At 61.8% G+C, this 16,238-nt stretch carries 17 protein-coding genes and 1 tRNA gene; 8 read left to right on the top strand and 10 right to left on the bottom strand.

What is annotated here, in order from left to right:
• The first annotated feature begins 9 nt into the window (after positions 1-9).
• Together CHR90_RS06790 and CHR90_RS06785 are read left to right on the top strand one after the other, a co-directional pair.
• The gene (locus CHR90_RS06790) at positions 10-903 is read left to right on the top strand and encodes a LysR family transcriptional regulator (protein ID WP_094408239.1); all 894 of its coding nucleotides are present in this window, start codon (positions 10-12) and stop codon (positions 901-903) included.
• Positions 904-1,034: 131 nt separating this feature from the next.
• The gene (locus CHR90_RS06785) at positions 1,035-1,520 is read left to right on the top strand and encodes an ester cyclase (protein ID WP_094408238.1); all 486 of its coding nucleotides are present in this window, start codon (positions 1,035-1,037) and stop codon (positions 1,518-1,520) included.
• Positions 1,521-1,737: 217 nt separating this feature from the next.
• Here the strand turns inward: CHR90_RS06785 and CHR90_RS06780 are convergent.
• Positions 1,738-1,822: transfer RNA gene (locus CHR90_RS06780), tRNA-Leu, on the bottom strand.
• 136 nt (positions 1,823-1,958) lie between these two features.
• Between CHR90_RS06780 and CHR90_RS06775 the strand changes: the two genes are divergently transcribed.
• Entirely contained in the window at positions 1,959-2,465 is a 507-nt protein-coding gene (locus CHR90_RS06775) for a disulfide bond formation protein B (RefSeq protein ID WP_094408237.1), read from the top strand.
• Positions 2,466-2,477: 12 nt separating this feature from the next.
• Complete coding sequence (locus CHR90_RS06770) at positions 2,478-3,035, top strand: demethoxyubiquinone hydroxylase family protein (RefSeq protein ID WP_094408236.1); 558 nt, start codon at positions 2,478-2,480, stop codon at positions 3,033-3,035.
• 10 nt (positions 3,036-3,045) lie between these two features.
• On the opposite strand, the gene CHR90_RS06765 is transcribed toward CHR90_RS06770, so the two are convergent.
• The 9 genes from CHR90_RS06765 to sdhC all read right to left on the bottom strand — a co-directional run bounded on the left by CHR90_RS06765 (position 3,046) and on the right by sdhC (position 12,797).
• Positions 3,046-4,083 carry an alpha/beta hydrolase family protein gene (locus CHR90_RS06765; RefSeq protein WP_094408235.1) on the bottom strand — a complete coding sequence of 346 codons (1,038 nt, stop codon included), beginning with the start codon at positions 4,081-4,083 and terminating at the stop codon, positions 3,046-3,048.
• Between the two features lie 65 nt (positions 4,084-4,148).
• Positions 4,149-5,174, bottom strand: a complete 1,026-nt coding sequence (locus CHR90_RS06760; RefSeq protein WP_212668633.1) for a helix-turn-helix domain-containing protein — start codon at positions 5,172-5,174, stop codon at positions 4,149-4,151.
• Between the two features lie 99 nt (positions 5,175-5,273).
• Complete coding sequence (locus CHR90_RS06755; protein WP_094408233.1) at positions 5,274-7,187, bottom strand: methyl-accepting chemotaxis protein; 1,914 nt, start codon at positions 7,185-7,187, stop codon at positions 5,274-5,276.
• A gap of 75 nt (positions 7,188-7,262) precedes the next feature.
• A complete protein-coding gene (gene zapE, locus CHR90_RS06750; RefSeq protein ID WP_094408232.1) occupies positions 7,263-8,429 on the bottom strand; it encodes a cell division protein ZapE in 1,167 nt (388 codons plus the stop codon).
• 111 nt (positions 8,430-8,540) lie between these two features.
• The gene (locus CHR90_RS06745) at positions 8,541-9,119 is read right to left on the bottom strand and encodes a type 2 periplasmic-binding domain-containing protein (RefSeq protein ID WP_141210898.1); all 579 of its coding nucleotides are present in this window, start codon (positions 9,117-9,119) and stop codon (positions 8,541-8,543) included.
• Positions 9,120-9,430: 311 nt separating this feature from the next.
• Positions 9,431-10,207: a succinate dehydrogenase iron-sulfur subunit gene (locus CHR90_RS06740; RefSeq protein WP_094408230.1), complete on the bottom strand. Its 777-nt coding sequence runs from the start codon at positions 10,205-10,207 to the stop codon at positions 9,431-9,433.
• A 12-nt stretch (positions 10,208-10,219) separates the two neighbouring features.
• A complete protein-coding gene (gene sdhA / locus CHR90_RS06735; RefSeq protein ID WP_094408229.1) occupies positions 10,220-12,010 on the bottom strand; it encodes a succinate dehydrogenase flavoprotein subunit in 1,791 nt (596 codons plus the stop codon).
• 1 nt (position 12,011) lies between these two features.
• Positions 12,012-12,404, bottom strand: a complete 393-nt coding sequence (gene sdhD / locus CHR90_RS06730) for a succinate dehydrogenase, hydrophobic membrane anchor protein (protein WP_094408228.1) — start codon at positions 12,402-12,404, stop codon at positions 12,012-12,014.
• Between the two features lie 12 nt (positions 12,405-12,416).
• A complete protein-coding gene (gene sdhC / locus CHR90_RS06725) occupies positions 12,417-12,797 on the bottom strand; it encodes a succinate dehydrogenase, cytochrome b556 subunit (protein ID WP_094408227.1) in 381 nt (126 codons plus the stop codon).
• Between the two features lie 335 nt (positions 12,798-13,132).
• Between sdhC and pdxY the strand changes: the two genes are divergently transcribed.
• Genes pdxY through CHR90_RS06705 form a run of 4 tightly spaced genes read left to right on the top strand, consistent with a single transcriptional unit; the run spans position 13,133 to position 16,230 of the window.
• On the top strand, positions 13,133-14,005 hold the full coding sequence (gene pdxY / locus CHR90_RS06720; RefSeq protein ID WP_170941321.1) for a pyridoxal kinase: 873 nt from the start codon (positions 13,133-13,135) through the stop codon (positions 14,003-14,005).
• A gap of 22 nt (positions 14,006-14,027) precedes the next feature.
• The gene (purD, locus tag CHR90_RS06715) at positions 14,028-15,299 is read left to right on the top strand and encodes a phosphoribosylamine--glycine ligase (RefSeq protein ID WP_094408225.1); all 1,272 of its coding nucleotides are present in this window, start codon (positions 14,028-14,030) and stop codon (positions 15,297-15,299) included.
• Between the two features lie 57 nt (positions 15,300-15,356).
• Entirely contained in the window at positions 15,357-15,560 is a 204-nt protein-coding gene (locus tag CHR90_RS06710; protein WP_094408224.1) for a hypothetical protein, read from the top strand.
• On the top strand, positions 15,553-16,230 hold the full coding sequence (locus tag CHR90_RS06705; RefSeq protein ID WP_094408223.1) for a nucleotidyl transferase AbiEii/AbiGii toxin family protein: 678 nt from the start codon (positions 15,553-15,555) through the stop codon (positions 16,228-16,230). Before CHR90_RS06710 ends, CHR90_RS06705 begins: the two co-directional genes overlap by 8 nt.
• The last annotated feature ends 8 nt before the right edge of the window (positions 16,231-16,238 follow it).

Raw genomic sequence — 16,238 nt, 5'->3', positions numbered from 1 at the left:
AGAGAATGGATGGATGCCCTATTAGGGTTGCGCGTGTTTTGTCTCGTGGCGGAGCTGAAAAGTTTCACGGCGGCTGCGGAGCGGTTGGGTCTGTCGCCTGCCATGACCAGCAAACATATCCAACGGGTCGAAGAACGGGTCGGCGCCCGACTATTGAACCGGACGAGCCGTAGCGTCAGCCTGACTGAAGCCGGAATGCTCTACCTTAACACGGTTAGGACAGTTCTGGATGGTCTTGAACAGACCGAAGCCCAGTTGGCGCAGACCCTTCTAAAGCCCCGAGGTGTTCTGAAAGTAAGCCTGCCGATCTGGATGGCGAACCCTAGTTTTGCACGGCTCATGGCGGCCTATCATCAGCAATTTCCCAATGTTGTGCTCGACCTTGATCTGTCTGGGCGCAAGGTAAACTTGGTTGACGAGGGTTTTGATCTTGCTTTGCGGGTCACGCCAGCCCTGGACGAGACGCTTGTCGCGCGGAAGCTCGCGACGATCCGTTTTGTCATGGTGGGATCGCCGGATTTATTGATGCGCCTGGGATATCCCGATTCGCTCCCGGCCCTGCAGGGGGCACCCTTTTTAGCCTATACCGGGGTTGCCCCCGATGGACGGGTGCGGCTTGGCCAGGGCCTGCCCGATTTGCATCTGCGCCCAATAATGCTGTCTGGCAACGAAACCCTGCTACATCTTGCTGCCCGCGAAGGGATAGGCCTGTCATTCATGCCCTATTGGCTGGTCGAGAGCGATCTGGCGGAAGGTGTCCTCAAGTCAGTTCTGCCAGAAGCCCTATGGCCGAAGGTCACGTTGCATGCAGTTTATCCAAACCGGTCCTACTTGCCCGCAAAAATGCGCAGTTTTCTGGATTTCCTAACAAGCCCGCAGGGGATGGGCGGGTTAGTTGATTAACAACCCACAGTAAATTAAGTATCAAATTTCGTGCCGATGATCGACTGAGCCTAAACGGTTAACCTCTCTCTACTCAAGTGGATACCGGCAGATGGGGCCGATCCCTTACAGAAAGATGAGAGGAACCTTAGATGACCCTTAAGCAGTTCGCCAAAACCACCCTGACCGCGGTTGCGATCACCCTTGCAGCCGGTTCCGCCTTGGCGCAGTCGGCCCATAAGGACAAGATCCGCGTATTCTACGATACATTCGTTACGGGTAAGGCCGATTTGCTGGATCAGGTTCTTGCGACGGATTGGGTAAACGTGCCGAAAAATCCGGGGCAAGGGCCAGGGCGCGACGGGTTCAAGGCTCTGATCCCGGGCATGTCGGCGACATTCACCAACAGCAAATTCGTGATTGAGGACATGATCGAAGAGGGAAATAAGGTTGTGGTTCGGTCAACCTATTCTGCAACCCAAGCCGGGCCCTTTGCTGGCTTTCCGGCCAAGGGACGCAATTTTTCGATCATGACGATTGATGTTCACGAATTCGACAGTAAGGGTATGGTTGTTAAAACTTGGCATTTGGAAGATTGGCTTGGTGGTCTATTCCAAATGGGCGCTTTCGAGAAATAGTATCTCGGATATCTCATGTGACATAGGATGCCTCCCCATAAAAATATTGGGGAGGTATTTTATTGATCAGCGCTTTTTCTTCGGGGCATGTTCAGCTTGTCCTAGCAAGTGCATCCCCAAATCTATCGCTCATGGTTAGGGATAGACGACAACTCTAAGAGTTCCCGCCACTTCAGTGTCACCTATGGACACCCGTAACCATGCTTAAAGAGGAATTTGGTGCGGGCGGTCGGAATCGAACCGACACTCCTTTCGGAACCGGATTTTGAGTCCGGCGCGTCTACCAGTTTCACCACGCCCGCACAATGCCCCCAGCCCGTTCCAAGGTCGAAACCGAAGGCGGCAGCACCCTAGCGCCGGGCGGCGGCGGACGCAATTCCCTTTTTTGCGGGGCAGGCCGGGGCTTGCGTTGGCTGGGCAGGGGCGTATATCTCAGGCATGAGCACCCATCGTCCGCTGCCCCTGTCCCCCGCCCTGGTGATCCTACCGCCGCTCTATAGCGCTGCGGCTTTGGCGGTGGCGCTGGCGTCGCAGTTTTGGGGCGGCTTGCAGCCCTGCATCCTCTGCCTTTATCAGCGTTGGCCGCATGCGGCGGCGATCGTGGTCGGTCTTGTGGCCATCCTCTTGTTCCGCCAAGGGAAGACCGGTGCGGCAAAGCTGTTTACGGTTCTAGCCGCTGTGGCAATTGTAGTGTCGGCGGCGATTGGCGCGTTCCACATGGGCGTGGAATGGCATTGGTGGCAGGGCACGGCGAGCTGCGGTTCGACGCTGGGCGCGGGGCAAACGATTGATGAACTGCGCGCCTCCCTGCTCGAAACCCCGGTCGTGCGCTGCGACGAAGCGGCCTGGTCCTTTTTAGGTCTGTCGATGGCAGGCTATAACTTCGTGATTTCCGGGCTGATCGGCGTGGTTGCGCTGCTGCGCGCCGCCCACGCCCGGGTTTAGAGGAGCTTGAGGATGACGGCTTCTACCCCCGCCCTGCCGCTGCCCGGCGATCTTACCCCGGCGCAGGATTTGGAGCGGATGATCCGCGTCAATCACGCGGGCGAATATGGGGCGAAGCGTATCTACGAAGGCCAGTTGGCTTTCTTGCGGCCCAATAGCCCGCTGCGCGCGAAGATCGAGCATATGGCCGCGCAGGAGCAGGAGCATCTGACGGCCTTCGAGCAGGAGCTGGTCGCCCGCCGCATCCGGCCAACGGCCTTGTTTCCGCTCTGGCACGTTGCCGGGTTTGCCCTGGGGGCGGCCACGGCATTGATGGGCGATAAGGCGGCGATGGCCTGCACGATTGCCGTGGAAGAGGTGATCGACCAGCATTACGCCGAACAATCGGCGCGGCTCGACGCGGCAGAGGCGCCGCTGAAAGAGAAAATCGAAAAATTCCGCGCCGAAGAGCTGGAGCACCGCGACACCGGCGTTGCACACGGCGGGCGCGAGGCGGTTGGCTATCCGGTTCTGGAAGCCGCGATCAAAACCGGCTCTCGCCTTGCCATTTGGCTCGCCCAGCGGGTTTAACTTCGTTGGCTCACGGCCCCGTCTTCAATTCACGCGTAAAAGCCGCTACGACCATCGCTGTCAATTGGGTATGGATGTCGGGCCTGAAGCCTCCGGGGCTGTCCGCGCAAATGAGATCGCCGATATCCTCCGCTTCGGCACTCTCAGCCGCGCCTGGCTTGCATTCGGCAAACATACTGAAATGACTGGCTGCCGTTATCGTTGAATAGCGGGCGGCGGCGATTGCCCTCGCCACGTCGGCGGCTCGCGCCGTTACGGGAATATCCTCGGTGCGGCCGAGGTTCACCAGAGCCATCGGAGTCGTGATCTCGGAAAAACTCTCCGGCGCGAAGACATCGACCGGGGCAGGGTCGATCGCTATGGCGACGCGAATGCGTTTGTCCGTATAATCCCGGCCCGCAAGCCGCATATCCAGCGCATGAAGATCGACGCCGCTCTGCCGGATCCAGCCGCAGAGCGACGGGTTGCGGGCATCCGTATCGCAATAGCCGGCCAAGCGCTTCGGATCGATGCGCCCGCCCGCGATCGCCAGGGCCGTGCCGCCGCCCATGGACAGCCCGAGCAGGCCGGTCTTGCCTGGCACGAGATGCGGTTTGAAGAACGCATCCCTTTCCATCGCGGTCAAGGTTGCGCTGATATCTCCCGGTCTCAGCCACAGCCGCATCGTTTCTGCGGCAGACCTGTCGGCCCCGCCATTACCCGGATGGGTCGGGGCGGCAACGATAAACCCTTGATCGGCCAGTGGCGCCGCAATCCAGCTCAGGGCTTGCGGCGTGCCCGCAAGCCCCGCGCCGTGGGACAGCAGGATGAGAGGAAACTGGCCTTCGGTAATCGGGGCATCCAGTCGGGCAGCCGTGCCAATGAAGAATTTCGTCTCTCCCAGCACGACAGGAGTGCCCCCCGCCGATGCCGGGTACCAGATCGTTACGTCTATATTGCTGCCGCGCGCCTGCGATGGGGCGGCGATTCGGCGCACGCCGGCGGCTTCAACCGTCTGCGGCAGCGCCAAGGCGATGAGTGCGGCGATAATTCCCGTTGAAACTTTCATGGCATCCCTCGTAATCCGATTGGATCGACAGGATGGCCGCAAACGCCTGTCGTCGGCGTCCTGGATCAGGATATTGGACGTCCACTATCAGGATCGAGGACCTTTTCGGGGCCGCCAGCCCGACGATAGGCGCTGGGCGTCATGCCGGTCACGCGCAGGAACTCGCGGTTGAAGTTGGATTTCGTGCCAAAACCCACCTTCAACATGATGATCGTCACCGAATCGCGGGAGGAAAGCAGATGCTGCTGCGCCTCGGCGACCCGATAGGCGTTGATAATCTGGGAGACGTTTCGGCCATGCGCTCGATTCAAGGCAGCCGAAATCTGCCGCCCCGGAATACCGGCCCGGCGCGCAATCCGCTCCAAGGTCAAATCCGGGTCGCGATAGAGGTGCTGGTCGATCATCAGCGCGTCGATCCGGTGCAGAATGGCCGCATCCGCCTCGGAAAGAGTCTCAAGGGGCGGAGGGGCCGGGGAATGCGGCACTTTCTGAGGGTCGGGATCGTCCAAGGTTTCGTCGGCGGTCACGGGATAGCTACCGCCCGCAATCGCGGTGGCGCTGCCCGCCGCAGCAAGCCAAAGGATGCTGGCAGCCGTTAGCAGCGCCGACGCTTGCTGACCATCACCGAACGCGAAATCGATCGCAATTGCCGCATCGACACAGCCCGTGAGGATCAGAAGAAGCGCCATCGCGACCAAGGCTTTGTGCGCGACCCGTTCATCGCCGAGGCGTGCTGCCGCAAGCGCCCCCGGCCCCTGCCGGGCAATCTGCAAAAGCGCAAGGCCGTACCCGAGATCAAGCGCGCAGAGAATCGCATCAATCGGTTCCCGCCAGAGGAGGATAAGGCAAGCGACTGCGAGGGCAGGCAGGAGATGGGGCCATAATCTCGCAAGTGTTGCCGGTTCGCCGCGATGCAGTTGCTTAAAGACGACAAAGCAAAGCGCGGGTAGGACTGCTGCCAGGACAGGCTGGATTAGGCGTGCTGGGTACCAGCCGACGTTCCAGTTCAGGCCCGAGAGGGCGGCTTGAACGGCAAAAGCGGCGACGAGCGAAAAGAACAGCCCCAGCCGCTGCGGCCCCTGTAAGATCATTCTGACCAGAAGCTGACAGAGTACCAGAGAGATCACGAAAGGCAGCGGTATCGATGGCATGGTCGGTTAGGGCCGGGCATTCCCAGCGCCAATTGCTCCTTAAGCCAGCCGCAGGGTTTTGAAGAACTTCTGCGTTTCGTGCGACATGGTTTCGATCTGCTGCATCACGGCGGCGGCGACATCGTTCAGCGACATGGCTTCCATATCGGTTTCCATCGAGGCGGCGGAAACCTGAACGATCTTTTCCGAGACTTCGCCGACGCCCTGCGAGGCTTCGGTGGCGCTATTGGCGATTTCGCCGGTGGTTTCGCCCTGGCGCTGGATGGCGGCGGCGATATCGGTAGCGATGGCATTCAGATCGTCGATTGTGCCCGAGATGCGCGAGATCGCGCCGCTGGTCTCGCCGGTCGCCCCTTGGATCGAGGTAATATGCTCGGCGATTTTTTCCGTCATTCCGGCGGTTTCATCGGCGAGCACTTTCACCTCGCGGGCGACCACCGCAAAGCTGCGGCCCGCAATCCCGGCTCGCTCCGCCTCAACGCGGGCATTCAGCGCCAGCATGCGGGTTTGCCGGGCGATGGCGTTGATCATATCGACGACTTCGGTAATGCGGCTGGCGCTGGCCGACAGGCCCTGCACCTTAATATTAGTTTCCTCCGCCTCGCGCATGGCGCGGTTGGCGATGGCGGTGGAGTGTTCAACCTTCGCGGCGATATCGCGGATGGACCGGAACAGATCTTCCGCCGATTTGGCCACAACGCCGACATTCGCCGTCGCCTGATGGGCGGCGCCCGCCACCTGCACGCTTTGTTCGGAGGCGTTATTCGAGAGGGTAGAGAGCTTTCCGGCGGCAGACGACATTTGCTGTGCCGCGTCGGTCAGCTCGCCGATGCTGGCAAAGAAGCGCTTGTTGAACTTACGGATGCCGGTTTCGGTGCGCTCGTGGCGGCGTTCGCGGCGGCGGGTGGCGATTTCCCGCTCTTCGGCCAAGCGTTGCGCAACGATGGTTGTGTCGCGGAACCGGTCGACCGCGCCCGCCATCGCGCCGATTTCATCGCGGGCGGAACTGGCTTCGAGATCGACGTTGGTATCCCCCCGGCTCAGGGCATCCAGCGCTTGAATAGCGTTGCGCAGCGGGCTGAAGGAGCGGGCGAGATAAAGCGACAAGACGAGCACGGTTAGTAGCAGGAAGGCCAGGGTTCCGGCCCCCGTCACCCAGCTTACGGTTTCGCGCTGGGCGATGGCGGCGGAAATATCGGCGATCCCGACCAAGCTGGCGAGCGGGCGGCCCACATCGTCGCGCAAGGGCATCGCGGTGAGTTGATAGGTCTTGCCGCCGGTCGCCGCTTCCTCCAGCGCCGCTTCGCGCAGACGGGGGATTGTGTTCAGGCCCTGCCACAGAACCGGGTTGGTCGCTTCCAGCAGGCGACCGCGCAGGTTGAGCAGCGCAACCTCGCCACCCAGGCTGGTCTTCACCGCGTCGAGGGCCGCCTTAATGTCGCGCGCGACGACCAGCAGACCGAGCGTCTGGCCGTTCTGGCGCAGTGGAAGAGCGCTGGCGATGGCGAACTTGCGGTTCGAGTCTTGCTGCAAGCGCCGCACCGGTCCGGTTCCGGCAAGGGCCGCTTGCTGCATGCCTTGATCCAGCAGGCTGGTGGCGTTCATGCCGGTTTGTGTGCTGAACAGCACCTCGCCTTTCGGGCTTAGCACTTCCAGAATATCTGCGCTTTTGGGTGCAAGCCCTTCGATGGCCTGGCGCACGGCGGCGGGGGTGGGGGCGATCAGGGCGGTCAGCAGCGCCGGGGCGGTTTCCAGCCCGCGCGCATCGGCTTCGAGGTTCAGGTGGATCGTCTCGACGATCTTGTGCCACAGGACGTCTTGGCCGCGAATAGTGGCGGTCGCGAAGCGGTTCTCGCTGATCTGTTGCCGCCATAGCTGCGTGGCGGCCATTCCCAGTGCGAGGGTTAGCGTAATGATCGTAACGAAGAGGATTACCCGCGACCGCAGCGTCATGCCTCTCTCCCTGGGCAGCGAACGATTACACAGGTAGGAAGTTAGCAGAGACGGCCCAAAACAACCCGTGGAAATTTACGCCGCCGCGGTGGCGGGCAACAGGCGGTAATCCTCGCTTTGCATTTCCATCAAACGGCTGGCGGTGCGCTGGAATTCAAACGCGCCGCGCCCATCGGGATAGAGCGCGTCCGGCAAGGCTTCCGCCCCCATGATCAGCTTGGTCTTCGCCTCGTAGAGCGCATCGATCAGGGTAATAAAGCGCCGCGCCTCATTGTGATTGGCGGGCGAGAGTAGCGGCACATGATCGAGAATGACCGTGTGATATTTTTGCGCCAGGGCGAGATAATCCGACGCGCCAAGCGGTTTTGCGCAGAGATCGTCGAAATTGAAGCGCGCGACGCCGCGCGCCGCTTGCGGCACGGGAACGGTACGACCGTGGACGCTGATACTATCCGGCTGGCCGCGTTTTTCGTCGGTCAAATCTAGGAAGGCGGCATCAAGGGCGCGGCTGGTGTCGGGCCCGAGGGGGGCGAAATAGACCGGCTCGCCCAAGCGGCGCAGGCGGCGGTAATCGCGCGGCCCGTCGAGGGTTAGGGTCTCGACCGTCTGTTCCAAGAGGGCGATGAAAGGTTCGAAGCGGTCGCGGTGCAGCCCGTCCTTATACAGCATCCCCGGCGGGAAGTTGGAGGTGGCGACCATGACGAGACCCCGGTCGAAGAGGGCTTGGAACAGCCGCCCCAGGATCATCGCGTCGGCAATGTCGTTGACGACGAATTCATCGAAGCATAGCAGCCAGGTTTGTGCGGCCACCTCGTCGGCGACTTTGGCCAAAGGATCGGCCAGCCCGTCCTTATGTTCGCGCCGCAGAATATGCAGGCGGGCATGGATTTCGGCCATAAAGGCGTGAAAATGCACGCGCCGTTTCTTCTGCACCGGGGCGGCGGCGAAGAAGAGGTCCATGACCATCGATTTGCCGCGCCCGACCGATCCGTGGATATAAAGCCCCTTCGGGCGCACCGGGCGGCGGTCGCGCTTCAGCCAGCCCAGCCAGCGTGGCGGCTCCGCCCCAGCGGGGACATAGCCCGCAAGCTCGGTCTGTAAAAGCTCCAGCCGCTTTAGCGCGTCGATTTGCAGCGGGTCTTCCTGAACCGTCCCGGCCCTTACCGCAGCGCGGTAGCGCGCCAGCGGCGAGGCCGTGCTAAGACTGTCGGGATCATCGTCGATCGGCGTGCTGAACGGCATGGCGGGGCTTCTGGTCTTAAGGATAGGCTAGAAATGCTTGTAGCCCTGTCCGGGACCGGGGGGAAGGGCGCGCCCCCGGTGCGCATTCCTGCATTGCATCATTCTGGGGCGTCATTGGGGGGGCAGATAGCGGGCGACGAAGGGCAGATAGCTGCGCGTATCGCGCGCCTCTTTCACCGCCCGCAGCACGGCGACGGTCTGTGGATTATCGGCGGCTTTGGCCGAGGTAAAAAGCGACAGGGTGATCGTGCCAATCGACCGCTGCGGCCAGCGGTGGATGGGAATATCCTGCCGGGCAGCTTCGGCCTGCAGGCCGAAGCTGCTGATGATCAGCGCGTCCAAGCGCCCAGCGGACATGCGCCGCAACCCGCTGGCGGGCTGCACGTCTTCGGTCGGCGGTAGCGGCACGGGGTCCAACGTGATCTCGTCGAAGGTCAGGCCTCCGACAAGGCCAAGGGATTTCAGCGCCATCAGATTTTCCGGCGCGGTTAAGCTGATGCCCGGACGGGCAACCAGCACCATCGGCACGGTCAAAACCGGGAAGACCGGCGTGCTTAGGTCGCGGTAACGGGCCGAATTGGGGGCCACCATATAGTCGATTTCCCCACGCTTCATCATTTCGATCCCCCGGCCATAGGTCGTGACGACGGGGGTAAGCGCAAAATGGTGCTTTCGGGCAAGATCGCCCAACCAATCAATCGAGGCGCCACGGATTTGATCGTCTTCGTAGAAAGCCCAGGGGTAGCTTTCAAGTAAAAGAAATCGTTGGTCGGAGTTGGCACTTACCGTGGGGCTATATGAAAATAATATGACCATCAATCCCAAAACAGACCGAAAAAATAATCCGGCCTTTACAATGCAGAATTGGATGGTCGTTTGGGCGCGTTTCATACGGAAAGCCTAGACCTGCCTCTCTTACAAAATCCTTAATCCGTCTTACATGAAAAAGCCCCGACCGCCAGGCGACCAGGGCTTTTATCCTCTACGATGAACAGGCCTGCTTAGTTGCGGGCCACGATCATTTTCTTGATCTCGCCGATGGCCTTGGCCGGGTTAAGCCCCTTCGGGCAGGTCCGGGTGCAGTTCATGATCGTGTGGCAACGATAGAGGCGGAACGGGTCTTCGAGGTTATCGAGCCGTTCGCCCTTATGCTCGTCGCGGCTATCGGCCAGCCAACGATAGGCTTGCAGCAGAATCGCCGGGCCAAGATAGCGGTCGCCGTTCCACCAGTAGCTTGGGCAGGAGGTGGAGCAGCAGAAGCACAGAATGCATTCCCACAGACCGTCCAGCTTGGCGCGTTCTTCGACCGACTGCTTCCGTTCCTTGTCGGGCGGCGGCAGGGTTTCGGACTTCAGCCAGGGTTCGATAGACGCATATTGCGCATACGGTACCGATAGATCGGGGACGAGATCCTTCACCACCGGCATGTGCGGCAGCGGATAGACCTTGGCGTCGCCGGCGATATCATCGATCGGCTTCAAGCACGCCAGCGTGTTGGTGCCGTCGATATTCATCGCGCACGAACCGCAAATCCCTTCGCGGCAGGAGCGGCGGAAGGTAACGGTCGGATCAATCTCGTTCTTAATCTTGATCAGCGCGTCCAGAACCATCGGGCCGCATTTATCAAGATCGACTTCATAGGTATCGACGCGCGGGTTCTGACCGGTTTCCGGGTCGAAGCGATAGAGGCGGAAGCGCTTAACGCGCGTTGCCCCCGGCGCCGGGAAGGTCTTGCCCTCGGTGATCGTCGAATGGGCGGGAAGCGAGAATTTGGCCATGTGACGATCCCCTTAGTAAACGCGCGCTTTGGGCGGGAACACTTCGGCCTCGTCGGTCAAAGTGTACATATGGACCGGACGGTAGGTGAGCGAGACATTGGCATTCTCGTCCACCCAGGCGACGGAATGCTTCATCCAGGTCACATCGTCGCGGTCGGGGAAGTCGTCATGGGCATGGGCGCCGCGGCTTTCTTTACGGGCTTCGCCCGACACCATCGTCGCCTGCGCCTGACCGACCAGATTATCGAGTTCCAGGGCTTCGATCAGATCGCTGTTCCAGATCAGCGAGCGGTCGGTAATGCCGAGATCATCGAGGGCCTTGGCGATGCCATTGACCTTGACCACGCCTTCGGCCAGCAGGGCCGAATTGCGGAACACCGCCGCATGCTTCTGCATCGTGCGCTGCAACTGATCGCGCAGGGTCGCCGTCGAGCTGCTGCCCTTGGCGTTGCGGATCCGGTCAAGACGCGCCAGGGCATTGTCGCCCGCATTCGCCGGCAGCGGCTTATGCGGCGCGCCCGGCTTCACCACTTCGGCGGCGCGGTGGGCGGCGGCCCGACCGAACACCACGAGGTCGATCAGCGAGTTGGTACCGAGGCGGTTGGCGCCGTGGACCGACACGCAGGCGGCTTCGCCAATGGCCATCAGGCCGGGCACAACCGCATCCGGGTTGGCGTCCGACGGGCGGATGACTTCGGCCATATAGTTGGTCGGAATACCGCCCATATTGTAATGGACGGTCGGCAGAACCGGGATCGGTTCCTTGGTCACATCGACGCCCGCGAAAATCTTCGCGGTTTCGGAGATGCCCGGCAGGCGTTCGTGCAGGGTTTCCGGCGACAGATGCTCCAGATGGAGCATGATGTGGTCCTTACCGGCGCCGACGCCGCGACCTTCGTTGATTTCAACCGTCATGGCGCGGCTCACCACGTCGCGGCTGGCGAGATCCTTGGCCGAGGGGGCGTAGCGCTCCATAAAGCGTTCGCCTGCGGAATTGGTGAGATACCCACCTTCGCCGCGCGCACCTTCGGTGATCAAGCAACCCGACCCGTAGATACCCGTCGGGTGGAACTGCACGAATTCCATGTCTTGTAGCGGCAGACCAGCGCGCAGAACCATCGCATTGCCGTCGCCCGTGCAGGTATGGGCGGAGGTGCAGGAGAAGTAGGCGCGGCCATAGCCGCCCGTCGCCAGCACGACCATATGCGCGCGGAAGCGGTGGATCACCCCGTCTTCCATGCACAGCGCCATGACGCCCCGGCAGGCGCCATCGTCATCCATGATTAGGTCGAGCGCGAAATACTCGACAAAGAATTCCGCCTTATGCTTCAGGCACTGCTGATAGAGCGTGTGCAAGATGGCATGGCCGGTACGGTCGGCCGCCGCGCAGGCGCGCTTTGCCATCGCTTCGCCGTAGCGCTGCGTATGGCCGCCGAAGGGGCGCTGGTAGATCTTACCGTCTTCGGTGCGGCTGAAGGGCACGCCGAAATGCTCAAGCTCGTACACCGCCGGAACTGCATTGCGGCACAGGTATTCAATCGCGTCTTGGTCGCCCAGCCAGTCCGACCCTTTGACGGTATCGTACATATGGTAGCGCCAGTTATCGTCACCCATATTGGCGAGCGAGGCACCAATCCCGCCCTGCGCTGCCACCGTGTGGGAGCGGGTCGGGAAAACTTTCGTCACGCAGGCGGTCTTGAGACCCGCCGCCGTCATGCCGAGCGTGGCGCGCAAGCCCGCACCGCCGGCGCCGACCACGACGACATCGTAAGTGTGATCGACGATCTTATAGCTCTGGGACATATTATTTCCCCACCATCAGCTTCAGCACCGATACGACGCCGATCAACCCGCCGAGGACCGCAAGGCCCCGCACGACGACCAGCGCCAGGATCTTGGCCACTTCCTCGTGAACATAGTCTTCAATCACCACGGTCAAGCCGAGTTCGGCGTGGTAGAAGACCGCAATCACGAGCGCGATCAGCAGCGCGCCGCTGACCGGATGACCAGCCCAGGCGACGAAAGCGGCATGATCGGCACCAATTAGGCCGATAATGCTGATAACAAACCAGATCAGCAGGGGGACCAGCGCCAGCGCCGTCATCCGCTGCGCCCACCAATGGGCGAACCCGCTTTTTGCCGAGCCGAGGCCGCGCACGCGGCCCAGCATCGTCCGCATTCCGTTCGAAGCGTTCATGGCCTTACCCCTTTAAAGCACGAGGCCCGCGATCCAGGTCGCGAGCGTCAAAACGGCCGTGGCGCCGAGAACGGCGATATTGGCGCGGTCCACCTCGGGCAAGGTGAAGCCATAGCCCGCATCCCAAAGCAGATGCCGAAGACCGTTGCTGAGGTGATAGAACAAGGCCACCGACCAGCCGAACAGCAGCAGCCGTCCGAACCAGGACCCGATCACCGATTGTGCCGTCGCAAACGCCGTCGGCCCCAAGGCGGCCGACACCAGCCAATAGAGCAGCAGCAGCGTGCCGACCGACAGGGCAACCCCGGTCGCGCGGTGCGAAATCGACATGATGGCGGTGAGTGGCAGGCGATAGATTTGCAGGTGCGGCGACAGGGGCCGTTTAGCATCCATAGTCTGATCCCCTTCCCAAGGACTGCGACCGGGCGGGCCGGGCGTGGCCTGAGCGATCGCATCGTCCGCCCCGCTCGCTCCTTTTTGTGCGGGAGCGTTGCGCGGCTGATTGAAATGCGGACAATACCTAGACCGATGCCCCGGGCAAGTCAACGCAGCGGCGGGCCTGGGTTTTCCGCTCATGATGCGTCACGATGTAGCAAGAATGCCGCAGAAAAGCTGCTGCTATGCGGTTTTCGGGCATCAGAACCCACGGCTTTTTCTTGGCGTCGGGCGGGGGGTGCCCTATAAGCGCTTGCAATATCGCTCGTTTTCATCCCTGTCAGGGCCGCGCCATGCCCGTTCTCTCGCTTCAGTCGTCGGTCGTCCAAGGTCATGTCGGCAATAGCGCGGCGGTTCTGCCGTTGCAGGCGCTGGGACAGGAAGTCTGGGCCGTCAATACGGTCGTTCTGTCCAACCATCCCGGGCGCGGCCAGTTCAAGGGGCGGGGCGTGCCGCCCGCCGAAGCGGCGGCGCTGGTCGAAGGTTTGGGGGCGCAGGGCTTGTTTGCGCGCTGCGAGGCGGTTTTATCGGGCTATCTCGGCGATCCCGGGATGGGCGCAACCGTGGCGGCGGCCGTCGGCGCTATCCGCAGCCAAAACGGCGCCTGTTTTTATGTCTGCGATCCCGTGATGGGCGATGCCGATTTAGCGCAGGGGGAGGGCCTCTATGTGCGCCCAGAACTGCCCGCCGTCTTCCGCGATATGCTGGTGCCGCTTGCTGATATCGTTACCCCGAACCGTTTCGAATTGGGGGTTCTGACCGGCGCCCAGCCCAGTAGCTTGCGTGAGACCAAAGAGGCGGTGGCGGCTTTGCGCGACCGGATGGCGGCGACCGGGCCGCGCATCGTCTGCGTCACCTCCTACGATGGCGCCGATGTACCGGACGATAGTATCGATACGCTGCTGTTCTGCGAGGAGGGCACCTGGAGCGTCCGCCAGCCGCGCCTGGCCCGCCGCTTCGATGGGGCGGGCGATGTGTTTGCGGCGCTCTATCTTGGCTATTACCTGCGCACCCTCAATGCCCTCACGGCGCTGGAGCGGGCGACGGCAACGATGGTGCCGGTGCTGGCGATGACGGACGAGCGCGGGCAAACCGACCTCGCCCTCACCGAAGCGCTGCCCTTTCTGGTGGATGCGCGCACCCGCTTCATTGCGGAACTGATATAAAGATAGCAAAAGGGGAAAGCCGGTGAAGATTCTGGTTGTCGGCGGTGGCGGGCGCGAGCATGCCCTGTGTTGGAAACTGGCGGCTTCCCCGCGTTTGACCAAGCTCTACTGCGCCCCCGGCAACCCCGGCATCGGCCAGGTGGCTGATCTTGTGCCGGTTTCGGCCACGGATGTTCCTGCTATCGTTGCTTTTGCAAAACAATCGGCCATCGACTTCGTTGTCGTCGGGCCGGAAGAGCCTTTGACCCTGGGGCTGGTCGATGCGCTGGAAGCGGCGGGGATCGCGGCTTTCGGCCCGAGCCAAGCCGCTGCAGCGCTTGAAGGCTCCAAGGGCTTTATGAAAGATGTGGTCGCTGCTGCCGGGGTGCCGACCGCCGCCTATCGTCGCTTCACCGATGCCGAGGCGGCGCGCGCCTATGTGCGGGAACAGGGCGCGCCGATTGTCGTGAAAACCGATGGTTTGGCGGCGGGGAAGGGCGTTACCGTCGCGTTGACGCTGGCCGAGGCCGAAGCCGCGATTGCCGAGGCGATGGAAGACGGTAAATTCGGCAAGGCGGGCGCGGAACTCGTCATCGAAGAGTTTATGGAGGGCGAGGAAGTGAGCTTCTTCGTGCTCTGCGACGGTACCCATGCCGTGCCGTTGGCCGCCGCCCAGGACCATAAGCGCGCGTTCGATGGCGACGAAGGGCCGAATACCGGCGGTATGGGCGCCTATTCCCCGGCGCCGATTTTCACCCCGGCCCTGGAAGCCGAAGTGATGGCGACGATTATTCAGCCGACGCTCGATCATATGGCGGCGCGCGAGACCCCCTATAAGGGCGTGCTCTTCGCCGGGTTGATGATCACGGCGAAAGGGCCGCGCTTGATCGAATATAACGTCCGCTTCGGCGATCCCGAATGCCAGACGATTCTGCCGCGCCTGACCTCCGACCTGCTTCCGGCGCTGTTGGCCTCGCGCAACGGTCATCTCGATGACGTAACGTTGCTTTGGGGCGCCGCCCCCTCCCTCACCGTTATTCTGGCCGGGCAAGGGTATCCGGGGGAACCCAAGAAGGGCGGGGTGATTCAAGGGTTCGACGCGGCGGGCAGCGTGCCGGGCGTCACCGTCTTTCACGCCGGAACCAAACAGACCGACGCCGGGATCGTCGGTAATGGTGGGCGGGTGCTGGCCGTGACGGCGACGGGCACCGATCTAATCGAAGCGCGGACCCGCGCCTATCAGGCCGTCGATCTCATCGACTGGGCCGACGGCTTCTGCCGCCGCGACATCGGCTGGCGGGCTTTGGGGAAATAGCATGCGTTCACCTCCCGTCCCCGCGCTATAGTTGCGGGTGAACAGGGGGAGGGGAAGATGCAGGTACGCCTTGCAGATTATCCGCAGCTTCGCAAAATCTGCTGGAACCGCCGCGCCGATGCGTTGCTCGACGGTGCGGAAGCCCTTGCCCTTTATGAACGGAACTGGCGGCATGTGGAACCTGAGGCGCTTGACGGCGCCGAGCGTCGCCTGATCCAGCAGCTAGCAGACCTTTATGGCGGCGGCGTTCTGAATGTTTGAACGCCCGCACCATCAAGCTATCGCCGCGGTGCTTCGGGCGGTCGATGCTGATCTGATCGCGGAAGCAAACTGCTATTTTGGCGGCGGGACGGCAATAACCCTGCTGTTGGGAGAGTATCGCCAATCCTGGGATATCGACTTTCTCTGTGCGGACCTTGCTGGGTATCGATTATTACGAAATCGAATCGTTGATGATATCGCGCCTTTTGTCCGTCCCCCCATCGAGCAGGTCGGGAGCTTGCGCAAAGACCAATATGGCATTCGCACGCGCGTGCGGTTCGGGGCGGCGGTTATTAAGCTCGAGATTATTTTTGAGGCGCGCATTCCCTTGCAGGGGGGCTGGGAGCCCGCACTAGGCGTCGCAACCCTTGATCGGGTCAGTCTCTATGCCTCCAAACTTCTCGCCAATGCTGACCGTGGGCTGGATGCGGGCGCCTTGAGCCGCGACCTGATCGACCTCGCCATGATGGTGGGAACCTGGGGGCCGATCCCGCCGGAAGCATGGGAACGGGCGGACCATGCGTACGGCGATCACGTCAAAAAAGCCTATCATGCCGCTCTGCGGAAGCTCGATGACCCCGCCTATTTCGCGCATTGCTGCGATCAATTGTCCATCGCGCCTGCCCATCGGGAGGGGCTTCTGGACTGCCTGGCGGCTGAGGCCCCCTGACGATTTCC

Source organism: Elstera cyanobacteriorum, assembly GCF_002251735.1.
GTDB lineage: Bacteria > Pseudomonadota > Alphaproteobacteria > Elsterales > Elsteraceae > Elstera > Elstera cyanobacteriorum.
Note: the sequence above shows the minus strand (reverse complement) of the source record. Positions and strands in the feature narration are given on the sequence as shown.